This window comes from Arcanobacterium haemolyticum DSM 20595, assembly GCF_000092365.1.
Classification (GTDB): Bacteria; Actinomycetota; Actinomycetes; order Actinomycetales; family Actinomycetaceae; genus Arcanobacterium; species Arcanobacterium haemolyticum.
Genome location: NC_014218.1, coordinates 13,212 through 38,904, shown reverse-complemented (window position 1 = coordinate 38,904; position 25,693 = coordinate 13,212). Strand labels below are relative to the sequence as shown.

At 50.8% G+C, this 25,693-nt stretch carries 15 protein-coding genes; 5 read left to right on the top strand and 10 right to left on the bottom strand.

The features are described 5' to 3' along the window. Positions 1 to 189: 189 nt before the first annotated feature. The 7 genes from ARCH_RS00130 to ARCH_RS00100 all read right to left on the bottom strand — a co-directional run bounded on the left by ARCH_RS00130 (position 190) and on the right by ARCH_RS00100 (position 12,728). A complete protein-coding gene (locus ARCH_RS00130) occupies positions 190 to 1,665 on the bottom strand; it encodes a SpaH/EbpB family LPXTG-anchored major pilin (RefSeq protein ID WP_013169290.1) in 1,476 nt (491 codons plus the stop codon). 24 nt (positions 1,666 to 1,689) lie between these two features. Continuing rightward, on the bottom strand, positions 1,690 to 4,137 hold the full coding sequence (locus ARCH_RS00125; RefSeq protein ID WP_231958047.1) for a prealbumin-like fold domain-containing protein: 2,448 nt from the start codon (positions 4,135 to 4,137) through the stop codon (positions 1,690 to 1,692). A gap of 764 nt (positions 4,138 to 4,901) precedes the next feature. Further along, complete coding sequence (locus ARCH_RS00120; protein WP_049765777.1) at positions 4,902 to 5,591, bottom strand: LutC/YkgG family protein; 690 nt, start codon at positions 5,589 to 5,591, stop codon at positions 4,902 to 4,904. Then, positions 5,552 to 7,078 (bottom strand): LutB/LldF family L-lactate oxidation iron-sulfur protein, encoded by a 1,527-nt coding sequence (locus tag ARCH_RS00115; RefSeq protein WP_013169287.1) that lies wholly within the window; start codon positions 7,076 to 7,078, stop codon positions 5,552 to 5,554. Before ARCH_RS00115 ends, ARCH_RS00120 begins: the two co-directional genes overlap by 40 nt. Beyond that, positions 7,078 to 7,866 (bottom strand): (Fe-S)-binding protein, encoded by a 789-nt coding sequence (locus ARCH_RS00110; RefSeq protein ID WP_013169286.1) that lies wholly within the window; start codon positions 7,864 to 7,866, stop codon positions 7,078 to 7,080. The genes ARCH_RS00115 and ARCH_RS00110 overlap by 1 nt, the downstream gene beginning before the upstream one ends. Before the next feature lie 63 nt (positions 7,867 to 7,929). Continuing rightward, the gene (locus ARCH_RS00105) at positions 7,930 to 9,582 is read right to left on the bottom strand and encodes an L-lactate permease (protein WP_187286518.1); all 1,653 of its coding nucleotides are present in this window, start codon (positions 9,580 to 9,582) and stop codon (positions 7,930 to 7,932) included. A gap of 221 nt (positions 9,583 to 9,803) precedes the next feature. Beyond that, on the bottom strand, positions 9,804 to 12,728 hold the full coding sequence (locus ARCH_RS00100) for a YhgE/Pip domain-containing protein (protein ID WP_013169284.1): 2,925 nt from the start codon (positions 12,726 to 12,728) through the stop codon (positions 9,804 to 9,806). Positions 12,729 to 12,847: 119 nt separating this feature from the next. On the opposite strand from ARCH_RS00100, the gene ARCH_RS00095 reads away from it, so the two are divergent. Then, positions 12,848 to 13,555 carry a TetR/AcrR family transcriptional regulator gene (locus ARCH_RS00095; RefSeq protein ID WP_013169283.1) on the top strand — a complete coding sequence of 236 codons (708 nt, stop codon included), beginning with the start codon at positions 12,848 to 12,850 and terminating at the stop codon, positions 13,553 to 13,555. Here ARCH_RS00095 and ARCH_RS09160 read toward each other — a convergent pair. Further along, entirely contained in the window at positions 13,533 to 14,138 is a 606-nt protein-coding gene (locus ARCH_RS09160) for a GNAT family N-acetyltransferase (RefSeq protein ID WP_013169282.1), read from the bottom strand. The two genes, ARCH_RS00095 and ARCH_RS09160, sit on opposite strands and share 23 nt — an antisense overlap. A 126-nt stretch (positions 14,139 to 14,264) precedes the next feature. Here ARCH_RS09160 and ARCH_RS00085 point away from each other — a divergent pair, with 126 nt between their 5' ends. Beyond that, positions 14,265 to 15,500: a sodium/glutamate symporter gene (locus ARCH_RS00085; RefSeq protein ID WP_041640244.1), complete on the top strand. Its 1,236-nt coding sequence runs from the start codon at positions 14,265 to 14,267 to the stop codon at positions 15,498 to 15,500. Here ARCH_RS00085 and ARCH_RS00080 read toward each other — a convergent pair. Further along, on the bottom strand, positions 15,487 to 16,659 hold the full coding sequence (locus tag ARCH_RS00080; protein ID WP_013169280.1) for an ROK family transcriptional regulator: 1,173 nt from the start codon (positions 16,657 to 16,659) through the stop codon (positions 15,487 to 15,489). The two genes, ARCH_RS00085 and ARCH_RS00080, sit on opposite strands and share 14 nt — an antisense overlap. Before the next feature lie 258 nt (positions 16,660 to 16,917). Between ARCH_RS00080 and gnpA the strand changes: the two genes are divergently transcribed. Both gnpA and ARCH_RS00070 read left to right on the top strand, forming a co-directional pair. After that, positions 16,918 to 19,074 (top strand): 1,3-beta-galactosyl-N-acetylhexosamine phosphorylase, encoded by a 2,157-nt coding sequence (gene gnpA / locus ARCH_RS00075; protein WP_041640242.1) that lies wholly within the window; start codon positions 16,918 to 16,920, stop codon positions 19,072 to 19,074. Beyond that, positions 19,059 to 20,150, top strand: coding sequence for a phosphotransferase enzyme family protein (locus tag ARCH_RS00070; protein WP_041640240.1), 1,092 nt, complete (start codon positions 19,059 to 19,061; stop codon positions 20,148 to 20,150). Before gnpA ends, ARCH_RS00070 begins: the two co-directional genes overlap by 16 nt. Before the next feature lie 74 nt (positions 20,151 to 20,224). Here ARCH_RS00070 and ARCH_RS00065 read toward each other — a convergent pair whose 3' ends face one another. Continuing rightward, positions 20,225 to 22,042, bottom strand: a complete 1,818-nt coding sequence (locus ARCH_RS00065) for an LTA synthase family protein (protein WP_013169277.1) — start codon at positions 22,040 to 22,042, stop codon at positions 20,225 to 20,227. A gap of 551 nt (positions 22,043 to 22,593) precedes the next feature. On the opposite strand from ARCH_RS00065, the gene ARCH_RS09155 reads away from it, so the two are divergent. Further along, a complete protein-coding gene (locus tag ARCH_RS09155; protein WP_013169276.1) occupies positions 22,594 to 25,542 on the top strand; it encodes a discoidin domain-containing protein in 2,949 nt (982 codons plus the stop codon). Positions 25,543 to 25,693: the final 151 nt, after the last annotated feature.

The window sequence follows — 25,693 nt, the reverse complement described above, 5'->3', positions numbered from 1 at the left end:
ATTTCCTCTCCATTGAGAACATCATCTAGTAGATATGCTGGCGGGGCGCGCTTTCGTGCGTTTCCATGCACGATCGCGCGCCCCAAAACCCAGCTCACCTTCAGCATACCGCGGTATCACGGACGTAAGGAAAAATAGGTTCCCTCTCCTAAGTTTACCTAGAGTAATAAGCGTTTCTCTGGCCGCTCATCAATCCTCCACGCCCTGCCGCGCCTTCCGCGATTGACGAACCGCAAACGCGCCAAGCCCTAGCAATCCCACGCCAATCGCACTCATCGCCACAATCCCAGATGCACCCGTCAGCGGCAACCCCGGAACCAGCGGCTTGTAGTTGTCGATAGCAACCTTCGCCGTTGCAGGCTCCCCCATCGCGGCCAGTTCCACCACGGTCACCGCGTCAGACGGCAACAAGTATCCCGCCGGCGCCTCCGTTTCCTTCAAAAGAATCGTCCGGTACACGGACTCCGAATCGCCACGGCCCAGGTAAACGTTCATTTCCTTCACGCCGCCCTTGGGAGTCACGAATGAACCGATCTTACGATCCGCCGAGTCCAGCTTTTTGTTGCGATTAACGTCGTCGTAAATATCAAATTTCGCGCCCGCAAGCCGCTGCTGCGAGGTTGCGTCTTGCTTCGTCACCTCAAATTTTTGGAAATACACGGAATCTTTGCTGGTGAACTTGTTTCCATTGATAGTCAATTCGCCCGAATTATCAACGTTTCCAGTCGCGTCGACGTGCGTCGTCTCAATCTTTGCCGTAAGTTTCATTCCCGCCTTGAGTTTCGCCAAACCACTGGAAGTAAACTTAAATGTAACTTTGCCGTCCGCTTCCGTGCGCTCGTAATCGGAACGCAACAACATCACCGAATCCAAGACGAGCGATTCAGTCACGTGCGTCGCACCCGCCGGCAACGTATCCACCAGCGTCAGTTCCGTATATTCGGCCAGGTCAGGGATATCATATGCGAGTTCCCACGTCACCTTCGCGCCCGCCTTATCAGACTTTACAACGCCCGTTTGCTCCACCTCCGTTTTCTTTTCCAAGCCGTCAACGGCTACGGCTTTCTTGGAAAACTGTGTTTGTTCCGAAAGAACATTTTTTGGATAGGCGACGACGTCGTACTCCCATCCGTCAATCTTTTCCGGCGTGCCAAGCGGCATATTGTCAGCCTTCGGGCGTGGGATCGTCACGATGAACGGCTCCGCCTTGCTCTTCACGAACTGCTTGCCGATCGAGGTTTCGGTGACCAGGTATGCGCCCAGGGGCAGGCGGCCAAATTTGGCTTTGCCTTCATAGTTTGTCACCGCACTCTCAGCCTTCTCAGTATCAAGACGTTCAGGCTTAACGTCAGCGGCCGTCAGCTTCGCAACGTCTTTCCATCCCTTGACCTTGGTCAGATCGATGTCCTTGATCTTTTCGATCTTGAAGGTGATGCCTTGAAGAGGTTTCTTATCCTTCGGATCGCCGGTTTTCGCAGCCTCGTCGTTCTCCGCTCCCTTCTTAAAAACGGTGACGCTACCACGCTTGTACGTGCCAATATTTTCGACCCGAACGTCGTCGTTCCCTTTATTTTCCGCGCCCGCTGCCAACGCGCCACTTGTGCTTACGCCCACAAGCGCAATCGCGATCGCGATCGCCGTTTTGCGGAAGATTTTCTTGGTCATTAACGTTTCCTTTTCGTTGTATTTTTAGGCGTGCGCGCGCCGTGAACGGATAACTGCGAATCCTGCGATGCCCAGGAGGAACAGCCCTCCGAGCACGATTGATTGCGTTCCCATACCGCCCGTCAGTGGGATGACTGGCGTGTGGGCTTTTTTGTTTTCGATCTTGCCTAGGTTTTGTTGCGTTTTGTCCGGGCCGATTGTGATGGTCTTCTTCTGCGACGCATCAATCAAGTATCCAAACGGCGCCTTCGTTTCGACGAGTTCCCATTCACCCCACGCAAGGTTTTTCACGTGGAACTTTCCGTTGGTTTTTTCGGTATCTTTTTCGCTATTTTCGACGACGGTGATCTTGTCTTTGTCTGTGCCACCTTTACGAACAAGCGTCCATTCGGAGCCTTCAAGAAGTTTCTCTTTGGCTTCGGCATCAACCTTTTCCCAGGTGATTTCGCCTGGGATCTGTTTATTGGTGAAGGTACACTCAACGTCTTGGCCGGGCTTCAGGTCGATGAAGTGCTTGTCTCCAGCAGTCACAAGTTCAATCGGTGATTCGGCTGATTTCTCAGGCTTCTTCGCATCTTTACAAACCAAAGATTCAAACGCATATCCGTTAAGCGTTTCTTCCTTGAGTTCATATTTGCCTGGATCGATTTCCTGCTTCTGCCACTTGCCGTCCTTGAATTCAAACGCACCTGAATGAACGGTTGGTTTTCCTTCAGAATTGTCAACACGTTGTGCAGTGAGCTTTCCGCTCCATGACTTCTCATCAAGCACACCTTGCCCACCAAATTCATTCTTCACTTCTTTCTTGAGTGTGAGCTTCGCCTTTGGGGAATCATACTTGTTGGTGAACACGCAGGTGATCGGAAGGTCTTCAGTAGTTTTTGCATACAAGTTCGCTGGCAGAGTCAATTTGGTGTTTTTTAATGTCACACCCATTAACGGTTTCTTTTCATCCTTGTCTGAACCCTCATAACACTTCGCTGAATCCAGCTTCCAATTCGCAGGAAGGTCCTTCTCTTCGATCGAGAGTTCCTTACCCACAACAAACTTCGCCGGGGTCGTAAACACCTTCGCGCGACCACCTTTTCCGGTGGTTGTTGGCTTAGCCTTTAGATTTTGTAGATCTTTTTCTGGGTCTTTGAAAGTCACGTCTCTAGAATCAATACCAAAGCTAAATTCATTTTTATTTTCAGACTCAGGCCCATTGACTAATTCTTTCGAGATCTGCAAGGTACGAACTTGTTCTAGTGAAGCCCACAGACACCCAGAAGTTTGTTGATTTTCTTTTGTTTTCAAAGGTTTGTCTATCTGAGAATCATCAATTTTATTCTCACATTTATGTCCATTTGCCTGCGAAAATCCATGAAGGCGTAAGGTATATTCAACGTTACCTACTGTAATTTTCTTTTCGAGATTTGTTTCTTTGTCAAACGATAACGTGTCATCTGCTTCATCTGCTGTCGAATCATTTCCATTATCTGTCTCGGTTAATGTATAGGGGAATGAAAACGTTTGACCTAGAATTCCAACTTTAATATTTCCTAAAAACACCCCTGGAGCTCCAGAAACAATCGTTACTCGATTGTTGTAATGAGTGAACATACCAATAGGAAACTTCTCTCCAGGCTTCACTTTATACTCATTCGCTATTGGCTTAAAAGCCAATACACTGTGCCCATTACCGATGTTGTAGCCATCACCAAGTTGACCCATTTTTATTTTTTTCGGTAAGTAATGAATACCTTTATCTTCAATCCGTTCGTTTGGATTCAGGCGAGTATACGGTGGATACAGGCTAGTACGCAGTGGATACCACGCTCCAGCATAAAAAACATACTGCCTTACATCAAGATTCTTTATGCGACTAACTAAGTCTGACTGAGCTTCTGTCAACTGAAATCTGTTAGATGTCCCTGCAGAACGTATGGTCGTTTGACCTGAATATCTCTCAAAAATATAAGTCTTATTATGTTCTAGCTCATATTCCATACTAGATCCCAGTTTAAGAAAGTAGTTTTCATCTTCTTTTTTTGGAATCACTTGAAACGGTTGTCCATGAGAGACCAGAGCAGTCTTATTTTCACCACTTTTAACCTCTGGCGATTTTCCTGTAGAAATCATATCGCGTGTTTCACCACTAGGAATAGCCTGACCGCCTTGAGTAGTAGCAACCCCAAAACGGATCTTGTTACCCGCATCTAATTCAGGATGGCCCTTAGTCGTGTGCCCAACGAGCTGACCAGTGACCTCACCGATCTCGATTTCTGGAAGATTTTTTCCATTTTGGTTCGGAAGAGTCTCTGGGGTAGCCATGATTTTAGCCCCAGGAGCAGGAGCCTCGGCAGCGCCCGAAGTGCCATTCGCCGCATAAGCCGGCACCAACCCGCCCAGTCCAAAAAGTAGAGCCGCTCCCAGAAAACTAGTAACTGATCGGCGGAAAGACGTCGTCTTCCCAGGATGCTGCACGCGCATTGCCACCGTTATTCTCCCTATCGTCAAACAAAATGTCTTTGCAACCAAGCGGCTGCAAAGACCAAACACAATCGCCTATATTAATAGACGCTAGCTGGAAATATTCTGAAAAAATCCTGATTACGGTTTGTTAAGTTAGGTTGCTCATATGGATGTTTATGCCGCGTGATTTTTTGGCATGAAATCGCCAAATTTCACTTGCATTTCTTCGCCAATGTGGTGTACGTTTTCGATTTTTCGCGTTCGCGCCCGGGAGCCGGAAAATTTTTGGGCGAGTAGCCGGGATCGAGTAGCCGGGATCCAGCACGTTTGATGACGTTAGCGACGACGTGCTCCCTGATTATTTCGAGAGTAGTGGCAAATATTGCCACTACTCTCGAAATAATCAGCATTACCAACCCATAAGTTATTGAAATCGGACATATGGAAGCGCCAGACCCATGATTTTCACGAAAACGCAGCATTTTTGGCTCAAAATACTGCCTCCCTATGTCGATCGGGGCTTAATCAGCGCACGGCTAGTGTCCGCCCATGCACCCCAGTTGATGCCGGTCCGGCAAACGTCCGCCAGGACATCTTGCTAGTGTCAGCACACGTTGGCGCCAACACCTGCTGACGCCAACGGGGGCCGGATCTTGGAAAAATCCAAGATCCGGCCCCCGAGCTCAGCTATTCAAACTCCGAGTTGGTTATGGCTAGCTACAAGGTAGGTAGCCAGGCTAGCTCAAGCCGCTTCATGCGAGCCCAAGCCAGCCAAACCCCAATCAGTCAGTCACGATGATGACGCGCAGGTTTCGCGGCCCGTGAACGCCGTCAACACGGACAAGTTCGATGTCCGAGGTGGCGGATGGGCCAGCGATCCAAGTGATTGGGCGGGTTGGGTTCTCGTTGAGAACCGAAACGGCCTGTGGAACGGTTGGGTACACGTCCTTAGCGCGGAGCACGATCACGTGGGTGTCTGGCACCAAGGTGATGGCGCGGCGGCCCTGATCTGGTTCACCGTCAAGAACAATGGTGCCGGACATGGAGATTGCCACGCGGGAAGCGGTCACAACGGCGTCGATCTTGTCCAGATCGTAGTTGCCGAGTGCCTTTTCACGGGAATCTTCAGAAACGGAACGGCCGTTGCGGCCAGCCGCAGCCTTCCATTCGTCGTTCAGACCGTGAGGAACAACCACCGAGGAGACGTCTTCCAAGTACTTGTCGATAGCATCTGGGATGCCGGCTTCATCGGTAGTCACAACAACCGCGGTGTAATCCACGAGCTTTTCGATCAGGTCGTCGATTACCTCAGGCGCACCTGGAGCGAACTCGCCTTCGCGAATGTATTCGCGTGGTGGTTCCGGTGCTGGTTCGCGCTGAGAGGCGGCAAGCGCATCGTTAATGCGCTGCATGATTTCGTCGCGTGCGCTGCTCACTTTTCGGTCTCCTTCTTCTGCTCTTCCTTGAGCCATTCACGGAATGTTTGTGCTGGTGGCGCAGGAACGTCACGAACCATGGTCCACCGCTTAGCGATTGGGAGTGGAACGTTGTGAATCTTGCGATCCTTACCGGCCACGGTACGCCCTGCCTTCACACCCTTAGTGGCGGCAGCCCACACCTTGCCGTTGCCCATCACCTTGGAAGCGGCCTTCATGGAGACGTCCCAAATATCTGGGATACCGCCACGGTTGGCTTCGGTGATGCGGTGGCGCAAATCAACCAGAACTTCTGGAATGTTGATCTTCACTGGGCACACTTCGTAGCACGCACCACAAAGCGAAGATGCGTATGGGAGCGACGATGCTGGATCGTGGTGATCCATCGCGCCAAGAAGCTGCGGGGTGAGGATTGCGCCGATTGGGCCTGGATACACAGAGTTGTATGCGTGGCCGCCAACGTGTTCGTACACTGGGCATGCGTTCATACATGCTGCACAACGGATGCAGTGGAGGGCCTGGCGGCCGATTTCGTCAGCCAGAACCTTGGTACGGCCGTTGTCCAACAGAACGAGGTGGAATTCCTGAGGGCCGTCACCTGGGGTAACGCCGGTCCACATCGAGGTGTATGGGTTCATGCGCTCACCGGTGGAGGAGCGTGGGAGGAGCTGAGCAAAGACTTCAGCATCCTGGAAGGTTGGAACCATCTTTTCGATGCCAACAACGGAGATGAGGGTTTCTGGAAGGGTCAAGCACATACGGCCGTTGCCTTCAGATTCGAACACGGAAAGAGTTCCGGTTTCAGCAATCATCATGTTGGAGCCGGAGATAGCAACCTTCGTCTTCAAGAAGAGTTCACGGAGGTGTGCGCGGGCCGCCATAGCAAGAACGCGTGGTTCCGTGGTTTCGATTGGAGCTGGAAGATCCTTCATTTCACGGTTGAAGATCTCACGAACTTCCGCACGGTTGCGGTGGATTGCTGGAACCACGATGTGGGATGGCATATCCTTACCGAGCTGAACGATCATTTCAGCCAAATCGGTTTCGTGGGCAACGATGCCTTCCTTCTCAAGAGCCTCGTTGAGGTTGATCTCCTGAGTAACCATGGATTTGACCTTGATAACTTCTTCAGCGTTCTTTTCGCGAAGGATTTCAAGGATAATCTTGTTGGCTTCTTCCTTGTCACGTGCCCAGTGGACGATACCGCCACGCTTGGTGACGTTTTCTTCCATCTGTGCCAGCAACTGTGGAAGGTTGCTCATGGTCTTGTGCTTAATGGCCGAACCGGCATCACGCAGTGCCTGCCAATCTGGCATTTCTTCAACACGCTGTGCACGCTTGTTACGGATAACGGTGGTTGCGTGGCGAAGGTTCTTGCGCAGCTGGTTATCACGGAGTGTAACTGCTGCACCTTGTGGGAAAGCGGTGCCCCAATCGAGTGTGTGCTCTGGCAACGGATCGCCATTGACCCACTGTTCGTTGTGGCGCTTCCCGAACTTCGGAATACCTAAAAACGTACCCATTACACACCAGCTTTCGTGGTTGTTTCTGGAGCCGACCATGGCTCATCTTGAGTACCGGCAAGGACTTCTGCAAGGTGCATTGCACGAATGCCAGCACGGTTACGAGAGAGACCACCAGCGATGTTCATGAGGCAGGAGTAATCGCCTGCAACGAGAACATCAGCCTTGGTAGCAATAATGTTGTTCATCTTGTCGGTCAACATCGATGCAGAGGTTTCATGGTTCTTCAAAGAGAAGGTTCCACCGAAGCCACAGCAAGATTCGGCGCTTGGGAGATCAACCAGATCTATGCCACCAACCTTGCGCAGGAGCTGGAGTGGCTTATCGCCAACCTTTGCAACGCGGATCGAATGGCAGGTTGGGTGGTAGGTGACGCGGTGAGCGAAGTATGCGCCGACGTCGTCAGTTCCCAGAACGTCAATCAGGAACTCGGACAGTTCGAAGGTCTTTTCTGCAATCGCAGCGGCCTTCACTGCCAACGGGTGATCATCCAGCGTGTTAGCAACCATTTCCTGCTGTTCGCGGATGGAACCGGTGCAGGAACCGGATGGAACAACGATCGCGTCCCATTCGCCGTCAAGAACTGGTTCGAAGGTCTTCACATGGTTCTTGATAAGCGGCATCGCTTCTGGATAGTAACCTGTGTTGATGTGCATCTGCCCGCAGCAAGCCTGGCTTTCCGGGAAGAACACTTCAACCCCAAGGCGTTTGAGTAGATGCATTGTTGCCTGCGGTGCCTGCGGGAACATGGCGTCCGCAATACAAGTTGCAAATAGTGCTACTTTCATTTCTTTTCTTTCTTATCGGTGCATCATTGAACGATTACGTGCATCATGAGACGTTTAGGTGCATCATTGAACGATTGGCACAATTCCTTGCGTTGCCAGGAAGGTGAGAACGCACAAGATAAGGAGCAACGTTCCAGAGAACGGGGCTGCCTTGCGCAAGATTTCTGCTTCTGATCCTGGCTTGTTGATCGCGGTAGCCGCGATAGCAAGGTTTTGTGGAGAAACGATCTTTCCTAGGCCGCCACCGATGGTGTTGGCGGATAGGAGAACGTTTGGATCTAGGTTCGCACCGGCAGCCGCTGTGGACTGGAGGGAGGCGAAGAGTGCGTTCGCGGAGGTTGCCGAACCAGTAACGGCGGTTCCGATCCAGCCAAGGATTGGGGACAGGAATGCGAATGCTGCGCCGGTTGCTGCGAGTGCAGCACCGATTGCGGCGGTTTGGCCGGAGAAGTTCATGACGTATGCGAGGGCCATCACCAGCGCAATAGTGAGGAGCGACCAGCGTAGCGCGTGGATCGTGTTGAACAAAACGGCAAAGCCGCGGCCGAAGCTGAACGTGAAGCGTTCGGTGGAGTTGATTCCGTACACAAGTGAGACGATCAGTGCGGTGAGCACGATCATTGTGCCTGGGTTAGACAGCGTTTGAACGTTGAGGATCGCACCAGTTGATGGTTCACCGGTGTGGGTGAGGAGCGATCCATAGAGACCTGGCCATTCCACTGGGATGGTGGTTTTTGCCAGAGTTTCCGGGATGTTCACGCCGATTGTCCAGAGCTTGGCGATCGCGAAGATCACAACAACTAACCAGTATGGCATGAGTGCAAGGGTGATGCGGCCTGCGTTTGGCACGCCTTCTGCGGAAGATTCGGAGCGCCATTCTTCCGGAGTGGTTGGGGTAAGGAGCACGAGTGCGCCGGCAACCACCGCGAACCCGAGGAGGGATGCGAATACTGCGGTGAGTTCGTAGGAAACGTAGTGTGCGGCCACGAAGTGCCCGATTGCGGTGACGATTCCCTGCAGGAGTGCCACGTGCCAGAGTTGGCGGATTCCACGCGCGCCATCAAGGATGAGGAGCAGAAGGAATGGCACCAGAACGATGATCCATGGGGTGAGGGACGACGCGGTGTTGGCAACTTGCGCACCGGAGACCCCGCCGATCTTTCCAGCAGTAGTGACTGGAATAGCCATAGCTCCGAATCCAACGTTAATGGCGTTACCGACCATGGTCACGAGCGCGGCCTTGATTGGATCGATTCGCAACGAAACGATCATTGCGGCAACGATGGCCACTGGCGCACCGAAGCCGGCAAGGCCTTCGAGGAGGCCACAGAATGAGAAGCCGAGGAGGAGGGCTTGGATACGGATATCGCCCTTTCCTACTGCCGAGAAGACGGATCGGACATCTTCATCACGTCCAGAATCTACCGTGAGGTTGTAGAGCCACACAGCCGCAACAACAATATAGAGGATCGGCATGATGCCGAACGCCATACCGAAGAGTGCCGAATTCGCAGCCATTGCTGTTGGCATCTGGAATCCGAAAACCGCGATAATGAGTGCGATTATGAGGGATCCGAGCGCGCACCAGTGTGTTTTCATCTTGAACACGCCAAGCATGATGAAGAATGCGATAAGCGGCAAAATACCTACCAGTGCGGATAGGACGGTTGAGCCGCCAATGGACTCAGTGGACGGCACGAAAGTGACCGCGTGCATCACCGTTGAATACAAATGTTCTCCTAGGACAAAAGTAATGGAATGATTCCATTGTCAGATAACCTAGCGATATTAACAAACGGCAAAACGAACAAATCCCACGATTTCCGTAAGTATATTTCGATACCCTTACTTTTCGTTGATTTCCCAACGTTTGTAAAACGTGAGACTTTTCTTCGTTAAATCATCACACTGCACATTCGTGCACATCCACTGAAATATCAACCGGCAGTAGGGGCAAGTGCCTCGTCGTGAACACGCGGACTATTCCGCACAATCCTCACTTTTGAGGCAAATAGACTGATGGTAAACGAAACCACAGTCCAGAACACAAGTACTAGGACTGTTTTCCCAACTATGCCATCCACACCCCCACCGGCGATGAGCGAACGGAACGCAAGTTGCGTATCACTCATCGGCAGGAACCAATGGATCCACTGGAAGAATCGCGGCGCGGTTTCGATCGGGAACGTTGCACCCATGGATGTGATCTGCAAACTGAGCAACACGATCGATAGGAAGCGGCCACGGAACGCGAACGCAGCCACGCACGCCTGGTTGATCGCCATGAAGCAGATGCTGGCAAGCACAGCGAGAGCACTCAACCCAACCAGGTTTGCCGCATGGAGCTCACCCATCGCGTTTACAACAACCATCATGATTACTGCTTGAACGATCGCGAGCAACGTTGCAGTTACCGCAGGTCGCGTTACTGCTCGCACCCAGCGGCCGCGCGCACGTTCGTCGTGATCGAGCGCCGGTAGCACAAGGAAGAGCGCGATTGTTCCCACCCACAGTGCCAGCGACATGAACATTGGCGTGAATCCCGCCCCGTTGTTTGCTACGGCGTGTTCGCGTACAGGTTGCACGTGCACGACTTTTCCAGCGGTTTCGGCCACGTTCTTTTGTTGTGGCGTGGTCAGTTGCGGAATTTTGTGGGCGCCTGCTGCTAGGCCGTCGTGGAGTTTGTGGGCTCCGTCGTTGAGTTTCGTTGCGGCGCCGCCGAGTTCGCCTGCTTTGGTGGCAGCTTCGGCAGCACCCGCGTCGAGTTTGTGGGCACCTTGATCGAGTGCCTGCACGCCGTCTTTCGCGCTTTGGCTTCCAGACGCGAGTTTATTCGCTCCGTTCGACGCCGTTTCCACCCCATTCTTCAACTCACCCAAGCCGGTGGCCAGTTCGCGCGACTTTCCTGCCGCCGTGTTTGCTCCGTCAGAAAGCGCGGTCATTCCGGAGGACAGTTCGCCCATTCCAGCAGAAAGTTTTCCGGCACCTTGGTCCAGTTTGATGACGCCCGCTGTCAGTTCGGGCAGTTTCCCGTTCATTTTCCCAATTCCGTCGGCAAGCGCCCGCGTTCCGGCGCGCAGTTTCTCCGATTGCGCGGCGTTGGTTCCGCTGATCTTGGTGAGTCCCGCGTTGAGATCGTTGATTCCACCGAGCAGAGTTCCGTCTCCTGCCGACGACGCCGTTCCCACCTTCTTCTTCAACTCACCTATCCCTTGGCTTGCTTGAGCGAGGCTTTGGGTGAGTTTGGCGCTTCCGTCGCGAAGTTGTGCGGATCCGTCTGCTACCTGGTCAATTCCTTGCTTGAGTCCTTGGGTTCCTTCGGTCAGTTTCGCCATGATTTTGGTAAACGGTTCGAAGCCTTGGATTTTGGTTGTGACTGAAAATGCGCCTTGTTCAACAACTTTCGTTCCGGCACGTAATTTTCCTGAGGTTTCAGCAAGTTTCTGGAGGCCAACACAAGTTTCCGACGTCTTAGGTTCGCATCCTTGCGCCAACTTATCCACACTTTCGGTGTAGGAATTCGTTGTTTGCAGTAGGTCTTTAGCTCCGGCTCCAAGCTTCTGAACATCGCTAGTATCAATCATAGAAAGCGAGTCGGTCAGTAGCTTAGTTAGTCCTGCTAATTGAGTTGCTCCTTGTTGCAAGGAAGGGGTGGTGCCATTCGGTTGAGTAACACCAGAATGTAGTTTATTTAGTCCTGCGTTGAGGGCTTCAGCTCCAGCTGTGAGGCTCTTGGTGGCTGATTCTGGATTAGTAGGAGTGTAGTCTCCGGGTTTTCCTACGCCGTCACTCATGTTATTGAGGGCGTCAGGTAGTGCTGCAGCGGCGCCTGCGAGTTTGGCGCTTCCTGCCTGCGCTTGGTCAACACCTGCAGTATATGCGTTGATTCCTGGCAGAAGTTGTTGTGCTCCTTGGTCTAGTTTAGTTACGCCATCGCCTAGTTGGCCTGCATGAGCGGTGAGTTGGTGGATTCCACCGGCTAGTTGATCGGCGCCGTTTTTCACGTCCGCGGTTCCGTTTTTCGCTTTAGTGATCCCTGCACTCAGGTCGGTTAAACCTGCAGATAGTTTCCCAGAACCATCAGCGGCGCGCCCGGCTCCGGCGTTGAGTCGCGTGAGTCCGTCACTTAAGGTCACGGTTCCGTTGGCAAGGTCATTCATGCCGACGACGAGGCGGCCAGTTCCTCGCGAAAGCTCACCTGTTCCTCGGGAGAGTTCCCCAAGCCCATCGGCAAACTTCTTAGTGCCATCGGTCAATTTGGTTGTGCCGTCGGCCAGGGTAGCAGAACCGTCTGCAGCAGAAGTCAAACCGGTGCGTACTTTTTCAATGGAGACGAGCAGGCGATCAGTGATCCGTGTGGCTCCGCGTTCATTGATACGGTTCGTCATGGCCTCAGATACGGTTTTCGCCATGGTGCCGGCTAGGTAGTTCACGCCGTCGTCGGTTACTAAACGCAACTCTTGTGTGGCAGACGAACCGATGTCTGTACCAATCTTCGCAACGTTCTTGGAAAAATCGCGCGGAATGTAGAGGATCGCGCGCACTCGTTCGTCGTTCAGACGGCGCGTAGCTTCATCACGATCCATGGTTTTCCAGGTGAAACCCACATCTTCGCCAGATTCGGGGTGAACTAGGGCGTCGCTCAATTCGCGCCCAAGCGAAAACGTTTCTTGCGTACCGGTTACCAGTGTGCCAGAGTATGGCTGATCCTCGTTCACGATCGCTGCCGTCATTGTGTAGAGGCGATTCGTGGGGTTCTGGTACGTCATCGTGAGTAAGCCTGCGTATAGCAACGGGATCAACGCTACCGCGAAAATAACAATCGCGGTTCCTAAACGTGGCCCCTTCAAACGTGTCATCATGATCGATTCTCCTTTTGCCTTATCCACCCGAAACGATACACCTATGTATCCAAACCGTTCAATACACACCTGTATCGAGTGATGGGGTAGACTAATCTCCAGTAGATAAAGGAGTCCACATGGAAATCCACACCAGATCACTTCGGCGCCAAACGATCACAAAGCTCGCTGCCACACCCTTATCACCACGCAGAAAACGCACCCGCACTAAACTGTTAGATGCAGGCTCTGTTCTGATTATCGAAAAAGGTATCTTGGGAACAAGTGTCGGGGATATTTGCGAACGTGCCGATTTTTCCCGTGGCGCCTTCTATTCGAACTTTGCAGACATGGATCATTTCATCCAAACATTGGCAGATAACCAATGGGCTAGCATCATGATCGCCATGAACAAAACCTTCTCATCAGAAGATATCGCCAGTGCCCGCGAAACCTCAGAAGACGCAACCATCACCGCAGTCGGAAAACTGGCACAACGCATCCTCGATGCACTCCCGCTTTCTCGCGATTTCTACCTGCTTGCGATGGAATTAACCATCTATCTTGCGCGCTCAGAAGACAAAGATACGCCACTTCGTGAAGGCGCAAACGCATTCAAAGAAGAACTCGGGCATGCACTCGAAGTCAACATCGCTGCTATCGGCCGCGAATATATTTTGCCGCTCGATGACACCACCGAACTCATTCTTGCAGCCGCAGAACGCTCCATGAACCTGGCGCTCTCCGAAGGAAAAACGAACCTCACCGAATATCTGGTACGTGTATTGCCGCAACTACTTGTACGGCTCACACGCCCAATCACACCTACCAGCGAACCTCAGGCATAGGTTGGCCGTCACGGCGGCGGATCATTTCGATCCAGCCGTCGTATTCCCCTGCCTCATTCTTGCGGATCATATCCCAGCGGAGATTCATCTCATACCCATACTTGGCATACAACCGGCCAAGCCCGCGCCCAGCACGGAACTGCAGGTGTAAGAAATCAACCTGATCCCCAAGCCTATTCAGTACGCTCTCTGAATGCAGGTAATCCAGTAATGCCTTGCCCAGCCCTTCACCCTGGCGTTCCGGATGGAGCTGGAGGCGTTTAATCGTGGCAATGTGCTCCGGCTGCCCTTCCGGAACCCCAAGCGCCCACCACGCAAAACCAAGCAAATCACCAGAATCCGCATCACGCATCACACACAGCCACGCTTTGCCTTCAGCCATAGCTTTTTCATGGTCAGCAAGCAAAGCCTCATAGTGAGATAGGGGATCTCCAGCTTGTGCACCGATGGCTGCACCCGCCTCAGTGTTTCGCTGCCAAAAATCGATCATATCGGCACGTATAGTGGCAGATTCGATCACGGAAAGTGTTTCAAAAGATAGATCACGCACGGGAAGCATCTTACCGTGCAGAAAGATAGCCATGCGCTGTGGGCGTCCCACATTCTGCTCTGAGAGAGGAACATGATAGTGGGATGGGATGGTTTTGTGATAGTTTGCAAAGAGAAGTATCGGTTTTTCTGGTACCTACCCGATGTGAAAGAGGTATTTATGACGATTGAATTTTCGATGATTCAAACAATAGGTTTCGCCGTTCTCTTGCTGTTCTTCGGCCGTTCCCTCCGGAACCGCATCTCATTTTTCGAACGCTTCGCCATCCCTGCACCAGTGATTGGCGGCTTCACGTTTGCCATCGTTAATTTGATCTTTTACCTTACTGAAACGGTATCTTTTCAGTTCGATACCACGTTGCAGAATTTCTTCATGATTCTCTTCTTCACGTCGATCGGATTTGGCGCGAGCCCGATAGTTTTGCGTCAAGCGGGCCCGAAAGTTGCCACGTTCTTGTTGGTTGCGCTGGGTCTAGTTATTGCCCAAAACCTGATCGTTTTGGGATTGGCTCCGATTCTTGATTTGCCGGGTCCGCTGGCTTTGATGGTTGGGTCAACCGCGATGAGCGGAGGCCACGGAACATCAGCGGGTATTGCTCCTCTGGTTCAAGCGGCCGGCTTCGAAGGCGCCGAATCGATCGCCTACACTGCAGCTACTTTTGGTTTGGTTGCCGGTTCGTTGATGGGTGGGCCGATTACAACTCGCCTGCTACGTCGTCGTAACCTCATCGATCTTCACGATAACGCGCCTTTCGACGATTCGTTCCTCCACGAAAAAATCCACGCACTTGACGCGGAACGTGTGCTCACCGGCTTCATGTCCCTGCTCGTAGCCATGTTCGTTGGAAGTTATGTGACTGACGGCCTGAACTTACTGGTGGGCAACTGGACCTCAATGGCACAATTCCCTGCCTACATTGGTCCGATGATCTGCGGAATCTTCGCACGCTGGTACTCAGATAACCGATTCAAGCGCGAAGGTGGCGAAGAAAGCGGCGCCAAAGAACTCGTGCCACACCAGGAAATCGACATGCTCGGCACGGTTACGCTCAGCATCTTCCTTTCCATGGCACTCATGTCTGTGAAACTGTGGGAACTTGGTTCATTGGCGATCGCGCTAGGCGTTCTCCTGCTTGCGCAGATGCTTCTTACCGCGCTCTACACGCGTTACGTCACGTTCCATGCGATGGGCGCAACGTACGACGCCGCCGTACTGGTTGCCGGCCACGTCGGATTCTCTATGGGCGCCACGCCAAACGGCATGGCAAACATGGAAGCGATCGCGCGCAAGTACGGCCCTGCCCCCACCGCGTTCTTCGTTCTGCCTGTAGTTGGCGGGATGTTCATCGATTTCTTCAACATCCTCACCATCACAAGCTTCCTCACTCTGATGTAGACGTTCCGCGTTCGTGAGAAAGCACGCGGTATGCTCCGCGGGCCGCGCCCATGAGCGGCGAATTTTGGCCAAGCCGTGCCGGTTCGATCACCAGTTTGGCTGTGGCCGTTGAACTGGCGCGGGAGAACAAGGCAGCACGCAGAGAACTCATGAACGTGTTCATACTGGACAGCGATCCGCCCACCAACACCTCATCTGGATTTACGAAGTTCACAAGCGGGCTGAGCGCGTTGCCAACAAGTTCACCAGAGCGCCGAATGATGGTCATGATGTCTGGAGTTTGCACGATCGTTGCTTGAACCAGATCGCTCATGGATGCCAGCTCTAGGCCCACTTCCCGCGCCTGCCGCAGGATTGCGCCACCGGACGCCTCGGCTTCCAAGCAGCCGACGCGTCCGCACGGGCACGTCACATCCGATCCGGTTGTGACGCGGGCGTGCCCAACGTCTCCAGCCATACCTCCGCCGCCAGCGAACACTTCACCGTTGATAACTAGAGCACCACCGATACCTGAACCGGCTTTAATGTATATAAAGGTGCCGGTTCCTTCTTGGGAGCGAATTTCGCCCAGGGCAGCCGCGCGGGCATCGTTTTCAATCCAGGCAGGGCACCCGGTGAGTTCGTGCACAATTGCCCGCAAATCGACGTCGTGCCATCCAACCATACGTGCAGGCATGATGATGCGTTGCGTGGTGGAATCTACGGGGGCGCTCACGGAAATGCCGTAGGCAACGATTTTGGCGCCGGGGAAGAGTTCATCGCGCAGATCATTCCAGAGCCCAAGCATTGTTTCCATGGTGTCACGTGGTGAATCGAGGCGTTCAAAACTGATTTCGCGGGCTTCATCGATCGATTCGAGGGAATTGACGATCCAGTAGCGGATGTGGCGGGTGCCGATTTCAGCTACGGCCACCACGTCAGCTTCGTCTACAGGCTCCAGCTTGCGGGCTGGCCGCCCGCCGGTGGCCCGCCGTAGTTCGGCTTCACGCACAAGCCCACGTTCTACTAGCGTACGCACCAGATTTGAGGCGGTGGAAGGGGAGATGCTTAGTTCACGCACAAGATCTGACCGTTGGATGGCCGCGCCTGTTTTAATGAGTTGATATGCAGGATGGATTAACCGTTCGCTCACTGTAGACGTCTTGCGTTCTGCATCCATATTTCTTGTCCGATCGAAGATTCTTAGAGGTTGCGAATAGCGCCTTTTTATGTGACGCCTGCGATAGTTCCCCTAAATCATATACCTTTCTTTAAATAAAAATAATGTAAACCCAATTTCTCTCAGACATATTCCCAGCCCAGCTACCTGTGCTACCATTTTTGCAGTTGAGGAGATTCAAGGATGCATCCTCTCAGCAACGGATTTTCCATCTTTATGTTGAGGCGTTCATTTCTTGCTAACTTTTTGGAGGAACCCATGTCAACAGGCCGTTTTACGTTGCCAAGCGAATCGAATTTCGCTGAAGTTTCCCGCGCTCTAGCGGAAAAGTGGGGTGCGGATGCTATCCGTAATTCTGATGGCACCCATCTTGATGACGATGTTTTATCCATGGGGAAGCGCATCTACTCTGCTTATTTCCCTACTCGTGGCCACAACGATTTTATGGAAGAGCGTATGCACACGGTGCCGATGGTCTTTTTGCTATCGGAGCGTACGCTTGCTGAAGATATCACGCTTGATGTTCCGTTGATGGACACATATTTTGCGGAACAGCTCCAGGTGAATCGGGATGCTTCTCCGGCGGAGTTTTGGGAAGTTATTGATCGCACCACGGGCGATGTTGTGGATGCGTCTGAGTGGGAGTTGGATGCACAATCTGATGTTGTCCACATTCATTGCGCGAAGCCGATGCACGAATACACTGTGACGTTCTTGGCGTACGTGATTTGGGATCCGGTGCAGATGTATAACCACATCACGAACGATTGGGGCGATAAGGAGCACGAGATCGCGTTCGATCCGCGTGATCCTGAGGTTCGCGATTTCATGTTCACCACGTTGCGCACGTGGTTGGCTGATAATCCACATGTTGACGTGGTTCGTTTTACCACCTTCTTCTACCAGTTCACGTTGATTTTCAACAATGAACGTAAGGAGAAGATTGTGGATTGGACTGGTTTCCAGGTCACGGTTTCTCCGGGCGCGTTGGCTGAGTTTGAGGCCGAATACGGCTACCGTTTGCGTCCAGAAGATTTTGTGGATGCGGGTTCGTTCGGTTCGTCGTTTGTTTACCCATCGCAGCGCCAGCGCGATTGGCTTGATTTCACGTCGCGTTTCGTTCAGGAAACGATGCGAACGATGGTGGATTTGGTTCATGACGCGGGCAAGGAAGCCATGATGTTCTTGGGTGATCAGTGGATTGGCACTGAGCCGTACAGTGAAAACTTTGGCACGTTGGGTATGGATGCGATTGTGGGTTCGGTTGGCGATGGTTCAACTACCCGTATGATCGCTGATATTCCGGGCGTTCGTTACCATGAGGGCCGTTTCTTGCCGTATTTCTTCCCGGATTCGTTCTTTGAGGGCGCCGATCCGTCAATTGAGGCGTGGGATAATTGGCGTAAGGCTCGCCGCGCGATTTTACGTTCGCCGTTGCAGCGTATGGGTTACGGCGGCTACCTTTCGTTGGCTGCGAAGTTCCCAACGTTTGTGGACGCGGTTGCGAAGATTGCCGATGAGTTCCGCGATATTTATGATCGGAGCGGCGGCAAGAAGTCGGCTACCCATTTGAATGTTGCGTTTGTGGATGCGTGGGGTAAGCGCCGTTCGTGGCAGGAATTCACGGTTGCGCACGCGCTTCCAAACAAGTACAACCGTTCCTACTACGGTTTGCTTGAATCGCTTTCGGGTATGCGTGTAAACGTGACGTTCTTGAGTTTCGACGACGTTTTAGCGTACGGAATAGATCCGTCTATTGACGTGGTGATCAACGCTGGCCCGGCAGGCAGTGCCTATTCTGGTGGTGACATCTGGACTAACTCTGAACTCGTGTCTTACCTGCGTTCCTGGGTCCGTTCCGGTAAGGGCTTTGTGGGTGTTGGTGAGCCTACCGCTGTGACACACGGTGGCCGTTACTTCCAGCTTGCAGACGTGATGGGTATTGATAAGGAAGTCTACCGTAGTCTGAACGTGGATAAATATTGGCCGCAGACCACTGGCGAACACTTCATGAACCAGGATATTGATCTTGATTCACTCGATTTCGGAGATCCGATCATTAATACGTTCCCGATCAATGAATCGGTCACTGTTCTATCTGATCGTGATGGCGAAGTCCAGTTGGCTACCAACAACTATGGTTCCGGCCGTGGTGTCTACCTTTCTGGCTTACCATACTCTGCTACTCACGCTCGTCTCCTTGAGCGTGCGCTCTTCTTCGCCGCCGGCAAGGAAGATGAGTACAGCATCTGGAGCTCGTCCAACCCAGATTGCGAAGTGGCACACTACCCAGAAAAGCGCCTGATCGCCGTCGTGAATAATACGGAAATCGAGCAAACCACAACCGTGACGCTCGATAACGCAACCAGAGAACTCACCTTGCCTGGTTCTGGAATCGAATGGATCGAATACTGATGGACGCCACGTCGATAGCCGAAAAGTTCCTGATTGCAGGGAAAATAACCACAATCGTACCGTGGGGCGATGGGCACATCAACCGGACTTTTCGCGTAACAACCACGGCTCGGGACTACGTTCTGCAGCAGATCAACACCACGGTTTTCCGGGACGTAACTGCGCTTATCCGGAACATCGATCTGGTGACCGGGTATCTAACCGATGCCGGCCACGAAACGCTGGAGCTCATTCCAACGCTCGATGGGGGACTCTACTATGAGGATGAAGCGCACGGCTGCTACCGGATGTACGTGTTTATTAACAACACGGTGTCTTACAGCCTGGTGGATTCCGCCGAAACGCTAGAGAGCACCGCGGAAGCATTCGGGGAATTCCAAAACCAGCTGGCAGGGTTCGATGCGTCGCTGCTGGCCGAAACGATTCCACTGTTCCATCACACGCCAAACCGGTACGTCTTGTTTGATGCGGCTGTGGACGCCGATCGGATTGGCCGGGTGGCTGGCGTTTCTGAAGAAATCGGATTCTTTGAGGAGCGTAGGGCAGAGGCATCGGTTGTGACTGACTGTTTGGCCGATGGTTCCATTCCTGTTCGCGTGACTCACAATGATACGAAGATCAACAATATTTTGATCGATGCGGATACGGGCACGGCTCGGGCGATCATCGATCTGGATACTGTGATGCCAGGTTCGTTGCTCTACGATTTCGGGGATGCGTTACGCACGGGCGGCGCCGTGGCTGCTGAAGATGAACAGGATGTGGCCTTGGTTGGCTTCAGCCTGGAACTCTTCGAAGCGTACTGCCGTGGATTTATTCGGGCTTTGCGTGATTCGATCACCCCGCGGGAGCTAGAATTACTTCCCGATTCGGTGCGGTTGATGACTCTCGAATGCGGGTTGCGGTTCCTCACCGACTACCTTGATGGCGATAACTATTTTGGTATCGCCTACCCAGAACACAACCTAGTTCGGGCGCGTAACCAGATGGCGCTTGTGCGTGATCTGGAAGAAAAGATGAGCCGGATGCGGGAGATCGTTCGGGAAGTTAGCGGGGAATTCGGGCTGAATTACTGACTCTCCTACACTGTTGACCGTGAGGGGTTTGGGTGGCGCGTGCCACCCAAACCCCTCTGGTTTACAGCGTTGACCTATTGTGGCCCTGACGTTTTCGCCTTCGTTTCTCGGTGAGAATCGTAGAATGTAGATTTCTTTGAGAACTCTTGATCGATCAGATCTTTTCCTCGGCGTTCAAGCAGCGTTGGTTTTCCAGAGAAAAGATCCGTTCCCAAACCCAGTTGGCCGCCATTGACCTGAGCACCAATCGAGGAGAGAATCGTTGGGAAGAAATCGAACGGAGCATACTGGCGGTTCTTCGTGATCTTATCGGAGGTATCTAGCCCTGGAACTGGGTTCAGAATCATATTCACAATCGTGCGGTTGTACGCCGGATCCCATCCTTCAAAAAATTCGCCATCCATTGACAGGTGATCGCCAGTAATAACAATCGTGGTGTTATCACTCCACGATTGTGCCTTAATCCACTCCACAAGTTTGACCACTTCGCGTTGTGAATAGTGGATAACATTGGCATATTGCTGAGCAAAAGGAGCATCCGTCATATTCTTCGAAACATAGCCACGTGGGAAGTGCGTATCTGCATTTTCCAAGATGAAGTAGAAAGGATCTTTTCCTTCTCCAAGCTGTGTCAGTGACTTTTTGGCATACTCATAAAGCTTGTCATCTTCTACACCCCACCACACATGATAATCATCTGGAATGTAGCCTTGTTTCTTGAAATATGGCGTATCTTCAACCTTGAATTTTCCGTGACGCCGATAGTACTCTCCCGTACCACCCCATGAAGAATCAGAACCAACCATATACGTGGTAGCGTAGCCATGCTTATGGAGAATATCGCCAATCGTAGGGAAATCAGGGAACGACATCTGAGATCCGTCTCCAGCCCCAGATGACAGCATTGGCGTGCCAGCCCACATATTCACCATTGCAGCCACAGAATGGCCCGATGCATACGTTTGCTGAGGGCCGCCATGCTTCGTATTATCCGAGAAAGACACCCCCGTATCTGACAACGCCGCCAGTTCAGGCATCAGATTATCACGCGAATACCCACCTAAATCAGACGAATAATACGAATTCTCTATCGACTCCATATAAATATGGATCAAATTCCTCTTCTTTTCAGGCAAACGAACGTTCTTATCATTAGCAAAAACGAAATTACCTTCAATATAGTCAGAATGGACATAAGACTGACGCAACACGCCTGCTAACGGAACTTTTGCAAACGCATAAGGCACTGCACCCACCATGAGAGCAACCATTACCAGCATCGACGTCCCGCGAAGATAACGGAAGCGGAACACTTCGTCGTCGTCCTTCCTAGAGAAAAATACGACGTCAGAACGAATAAAACCAATCAGCGCGCCAAGAAGCGTCAAGAAAATAACCGGCACAACCATCTTGTTAAGAACCTCAAGATCCTGCTGTACCGTAGACGAACCGTTACCCTGGGTCAAAAGGAAAACGAAGTGATCTGCTGGAATATCACCCAGCGTTTCGTTAAACCACTTCGGAATAAAAAACAGCAGGCCCGTCAGAAAACCAACAAGCGCGCCCCCAACAGAGAAAAGAATCATCCCCAGAATCTTCCTTTCTCCCCTCTTCTCCAAACCGCGCCGTTTATACGCAAAAGCCAACGCACCCAAAAGCAAAGCACTCAGCATCGCAACGGAAACGACGTAACTTAACAGAACAGTCCACGAAGGCATAGCCCCATAAATACCCACATTCCCAAGGAAAAATACCATCCCGTAAAACGTGACCGCATTCGCAACCACACCTACCGCAAGGCCCCTCAACGCCGATCCAAGCGACCGGCCAAAAACCCACAACGACAACGCCACCACAGCAGCAAGCAACACAATCTGAATACCAATAACCATAACGAGTAAAGAATCTGACCTTAAAAAAACGAAAGACAATTACTGTGCTATGATATGCGGAACCCCACACAATAGTGAAGTGAGGTTTGGTGGTTTTGCAGGGGTTTAAGAAGTTTTATGCCAACCATTCGGAATTCCTATGGCAGCTTCCTCCCAGATTGAGGACAGGGGATACGCGGCAAGCTATTGATGTACATCTCAACAAGTCTATAATCAACATTCACCCACAACTTAACCGTTCAACTACTTCTAAACTCAAAACTCCGAGTATTACTACAATTAACGCAAAGAAATATTCCACAATTGCAGAAAAGTTATTCTAAATAAAAATATTATTACGTCCGCTAATAAGAAAGCGGAATATTTTTGTAAATATTTAAAACATATCCTACGAAATGTCGTACTCTAATACATAGGGAACATCTACCTCCATAGATGGCCTTACATGAAGATAAAGGAGTCTTCATTACATCTCTGCAACGCATTTTCAGCGTCAGCGTCGAAGTTGAAAACTGTTGTAGGGAGAAGAAACACGCGTTTTAAGGAGAATAATGAAAAGTCGTAGAATAATCGGAGGGGCAAGCGTTGTTGCTTTAGCTCTAGCCGGTTTATCGCTTCCCGCAGTAGCAGCCGATGAAGAATACGAACTTACTTATGAAGCAATAAATCAGAGCACCATTAAAGCTGTGTATGTTTCATCGGAAGCTACGTATGAGAATCCTGGAACTATTGATTCTACTCTGGATGGTAATAATGAAACATTCTGGCATTCAGATTGGAAAGCTGGAGCACCCGCACCACATGAACTTATTTACGACCTAGGTAAAAATACTACAAATGTTGGACGTATTTCATTAACTCCTCGCCAGGATAATCTTTCAGGTCACGCTCGTGTTATCAATGTATACACATCTTCCGATCCAAAATGTTCTGTTAAAAATACAACATTGAACGCAAAATGGGATAAGCGTTTGGAGGAGAAAGGAATTTCTTACAATGAGGATAGAACAACAATTCATGTAGATTTTGAACAAACTACTGCACATTGTGTACGAATCTCATTCCTAAAGTCCTGGACTTCATCCGGTAATGAGATTGACCATCGCGGAATGGAATTTACAGATTCGAGTCTTGCCGAATTTAATGTATCCATTGTTACCGGAAAACAGCCAAAGCCAAAGGAAGAACCTCGTCCTCCGGTGGAAAAAGTTATTCCAAACAATATATTCAAAGCAGGAATTGATGTAACTTCCGTAGATCGTAAAACCTGGAAGACTCCTTCAGACACTCCCGCATGGCCTTATCTAGACAAAGATGGATCTTTCCACTACGTTCATGCAGCAGCGTTATATAAGAAAAACGATCCGCGTCATTGGCAATTCTATAAAGGCCAAAATATGGATCACATGTTCTACGATGGAGAATTAAATAATAGTGGTACAAATGCTAATACTACGGTTATCTGTAACAATAGTGTGACTGGTAAAGAATCAACATACTCACCAAACCATAACGATCCAAATGCAAGCCACTCTGAGAAGAATTATTGCGATCTTATTAATGTGTGGGTTGATCCAGATACTGGTGACTGGTACGGATTAGTTCATAATGAATTTACACCAAGCCCTTTTGGAGATGGTTATCATTACGATGGAATTGATTATGCGGTCTCAAAAGATCAAGGAAAATCTTGGACTATTGAAGACCATGTAATCACTTCTCCTTATAGTACAGAACGAAATGACACAACGGAATTCCCCCATCAGACTTATCATTATGGTGATGGAGACCCACGTCTTTATGTTGATTACGCATCGGGTTATTTCTATGTTTTCTACGGTTCTCGAATTTTAAATAAGCCACCTTACGCAGCTTGGGTAGCATTCCATGAGCATGTAGCACGCGCACCAATTTCTGAAAAGATGGCAAAAGGTTCTTGGCAGAAATGGTACAACGGCCAATGGAGCGAACCAGGAATCAAAGGTAAAGAATCAAATATCCTTCCGGTAACAGAAGAGAATCCAAACGGATATACCCCTATTGATAAAGAATATAATCCTAAGACACAAGGATACGTACAAAACCAATTCCAAACGGATCAGATACCAAAAACATCTCCATTGTTTGTTATGGATATTTCCTACAATGCGTACTTAGGTTTATACATTGGACAGCCACAAAATCCCGATCAAAGCGGTAATGCATCGCAAGAGTTTTATGCTACAGACAACTTAGCAACCCAAAAGTGGATCAAAATTGGCGATACTGGAGAAAAATACAAGAGCGCCTCTTGGTATCGTTGGTTCTTAGATACTGCCAATAAGACCAATAGTGCAATTGTAGGGAAAGATTTCCGAGGATACTGCTCTTTTGGATGTGCTAAGCCTCTGTATTCTGGCAATAGATTGATTAATGGGGCTGAGTGGAACACTTCACTTCTTAATCTTACAGTCGATGCAGAAAATCCATACAAGCCAGTAGAGTCTGACATTTCTTACACGATTACCAACAGCCAAGGAAACACTCTTAAGGATCAGACCACCAATACAGAAGCATGGACCTTCAAGTATCTTGACGATGGTTCTTACATGATTCTGAATAAGGACGGTAAAGCGTTAGGTGTCGATTCTTCATCGGATGCAGGACGTGCATGGACTACAAAGCCTACACTTTTGGATGCGAAGAAAGAAGATGTTGGACAGCAATGGTTTATTGTTCCAACAACAGATAAAACCAGTGGCGAGCGCAACGGAAAATTCCGTCTCATCAACCGTTACAGCGGACATGCTCTTGGTTTTAACGATGCAACAATAATTATTACTCCACAACGCTCGTGGGACGGAGACGCTAAACTAAGCGGTTTGGGAGCAGAAAAAGAACAAATCATTACGTTAACTGCCGCAGGAGAGAAACCAAAGACCGGCAATGAAGATCTTAAGAAGATCGAAAAGCTCGAAGCTGACAAGGCTGAACTTGAAAAGAAGCTCGATCAAGCTACTAAGGATAAGGAAGTAGCTCTTACCAAGAAGAAGGAAGCTGAAGACGCTGCCCAGAAAGCTAAAGAAAGTCTCACTAAGATCAATGACGAGCTAGCTAAACTTCAAAAAGAATATGAAAAGGCTATCGATGGCAAGGAAGCTCTCAAAACTAAGATTGACACACTTAATAAACAGAGACAAAATCTAGAAAATCAAATCAATACGGCCAAGACTGAACTTGAGAAGGCAAAGAAGCAACTTGAGGAAGCTAAGAAGGATCCGAAAGAAAATCCACAACCTGGACCTAAACCTGTTGATCCAACACCAGTTCCGCCAGGCGAGGATCCTAGCCCGCAGGTGAAGGATGTTCCACAGGACAAGGTAGACACCAAGATCACGGCAGACACCAAGGCTGAATCTAAAGGTCTGGCCAAGACTGGCCTGTCCCTGGGCATCATCACTGCCCTGGCAGCCCTCTGCATCATCGGAGGAACCACAGCCATCCGCCGCCGCAACAACTAACAATAACTAACACACAACCTGCTCCCCTGAAAGAATCTCTTTCAGGGGAGCAGTCACGTTTACACAAGACGAGATGAGCAAGGTCGTCGTCAATTCTCCTCAACTAACTCCCCTACATACAGCAATGATAGGGGAGAGCCGGCGAGCCAGA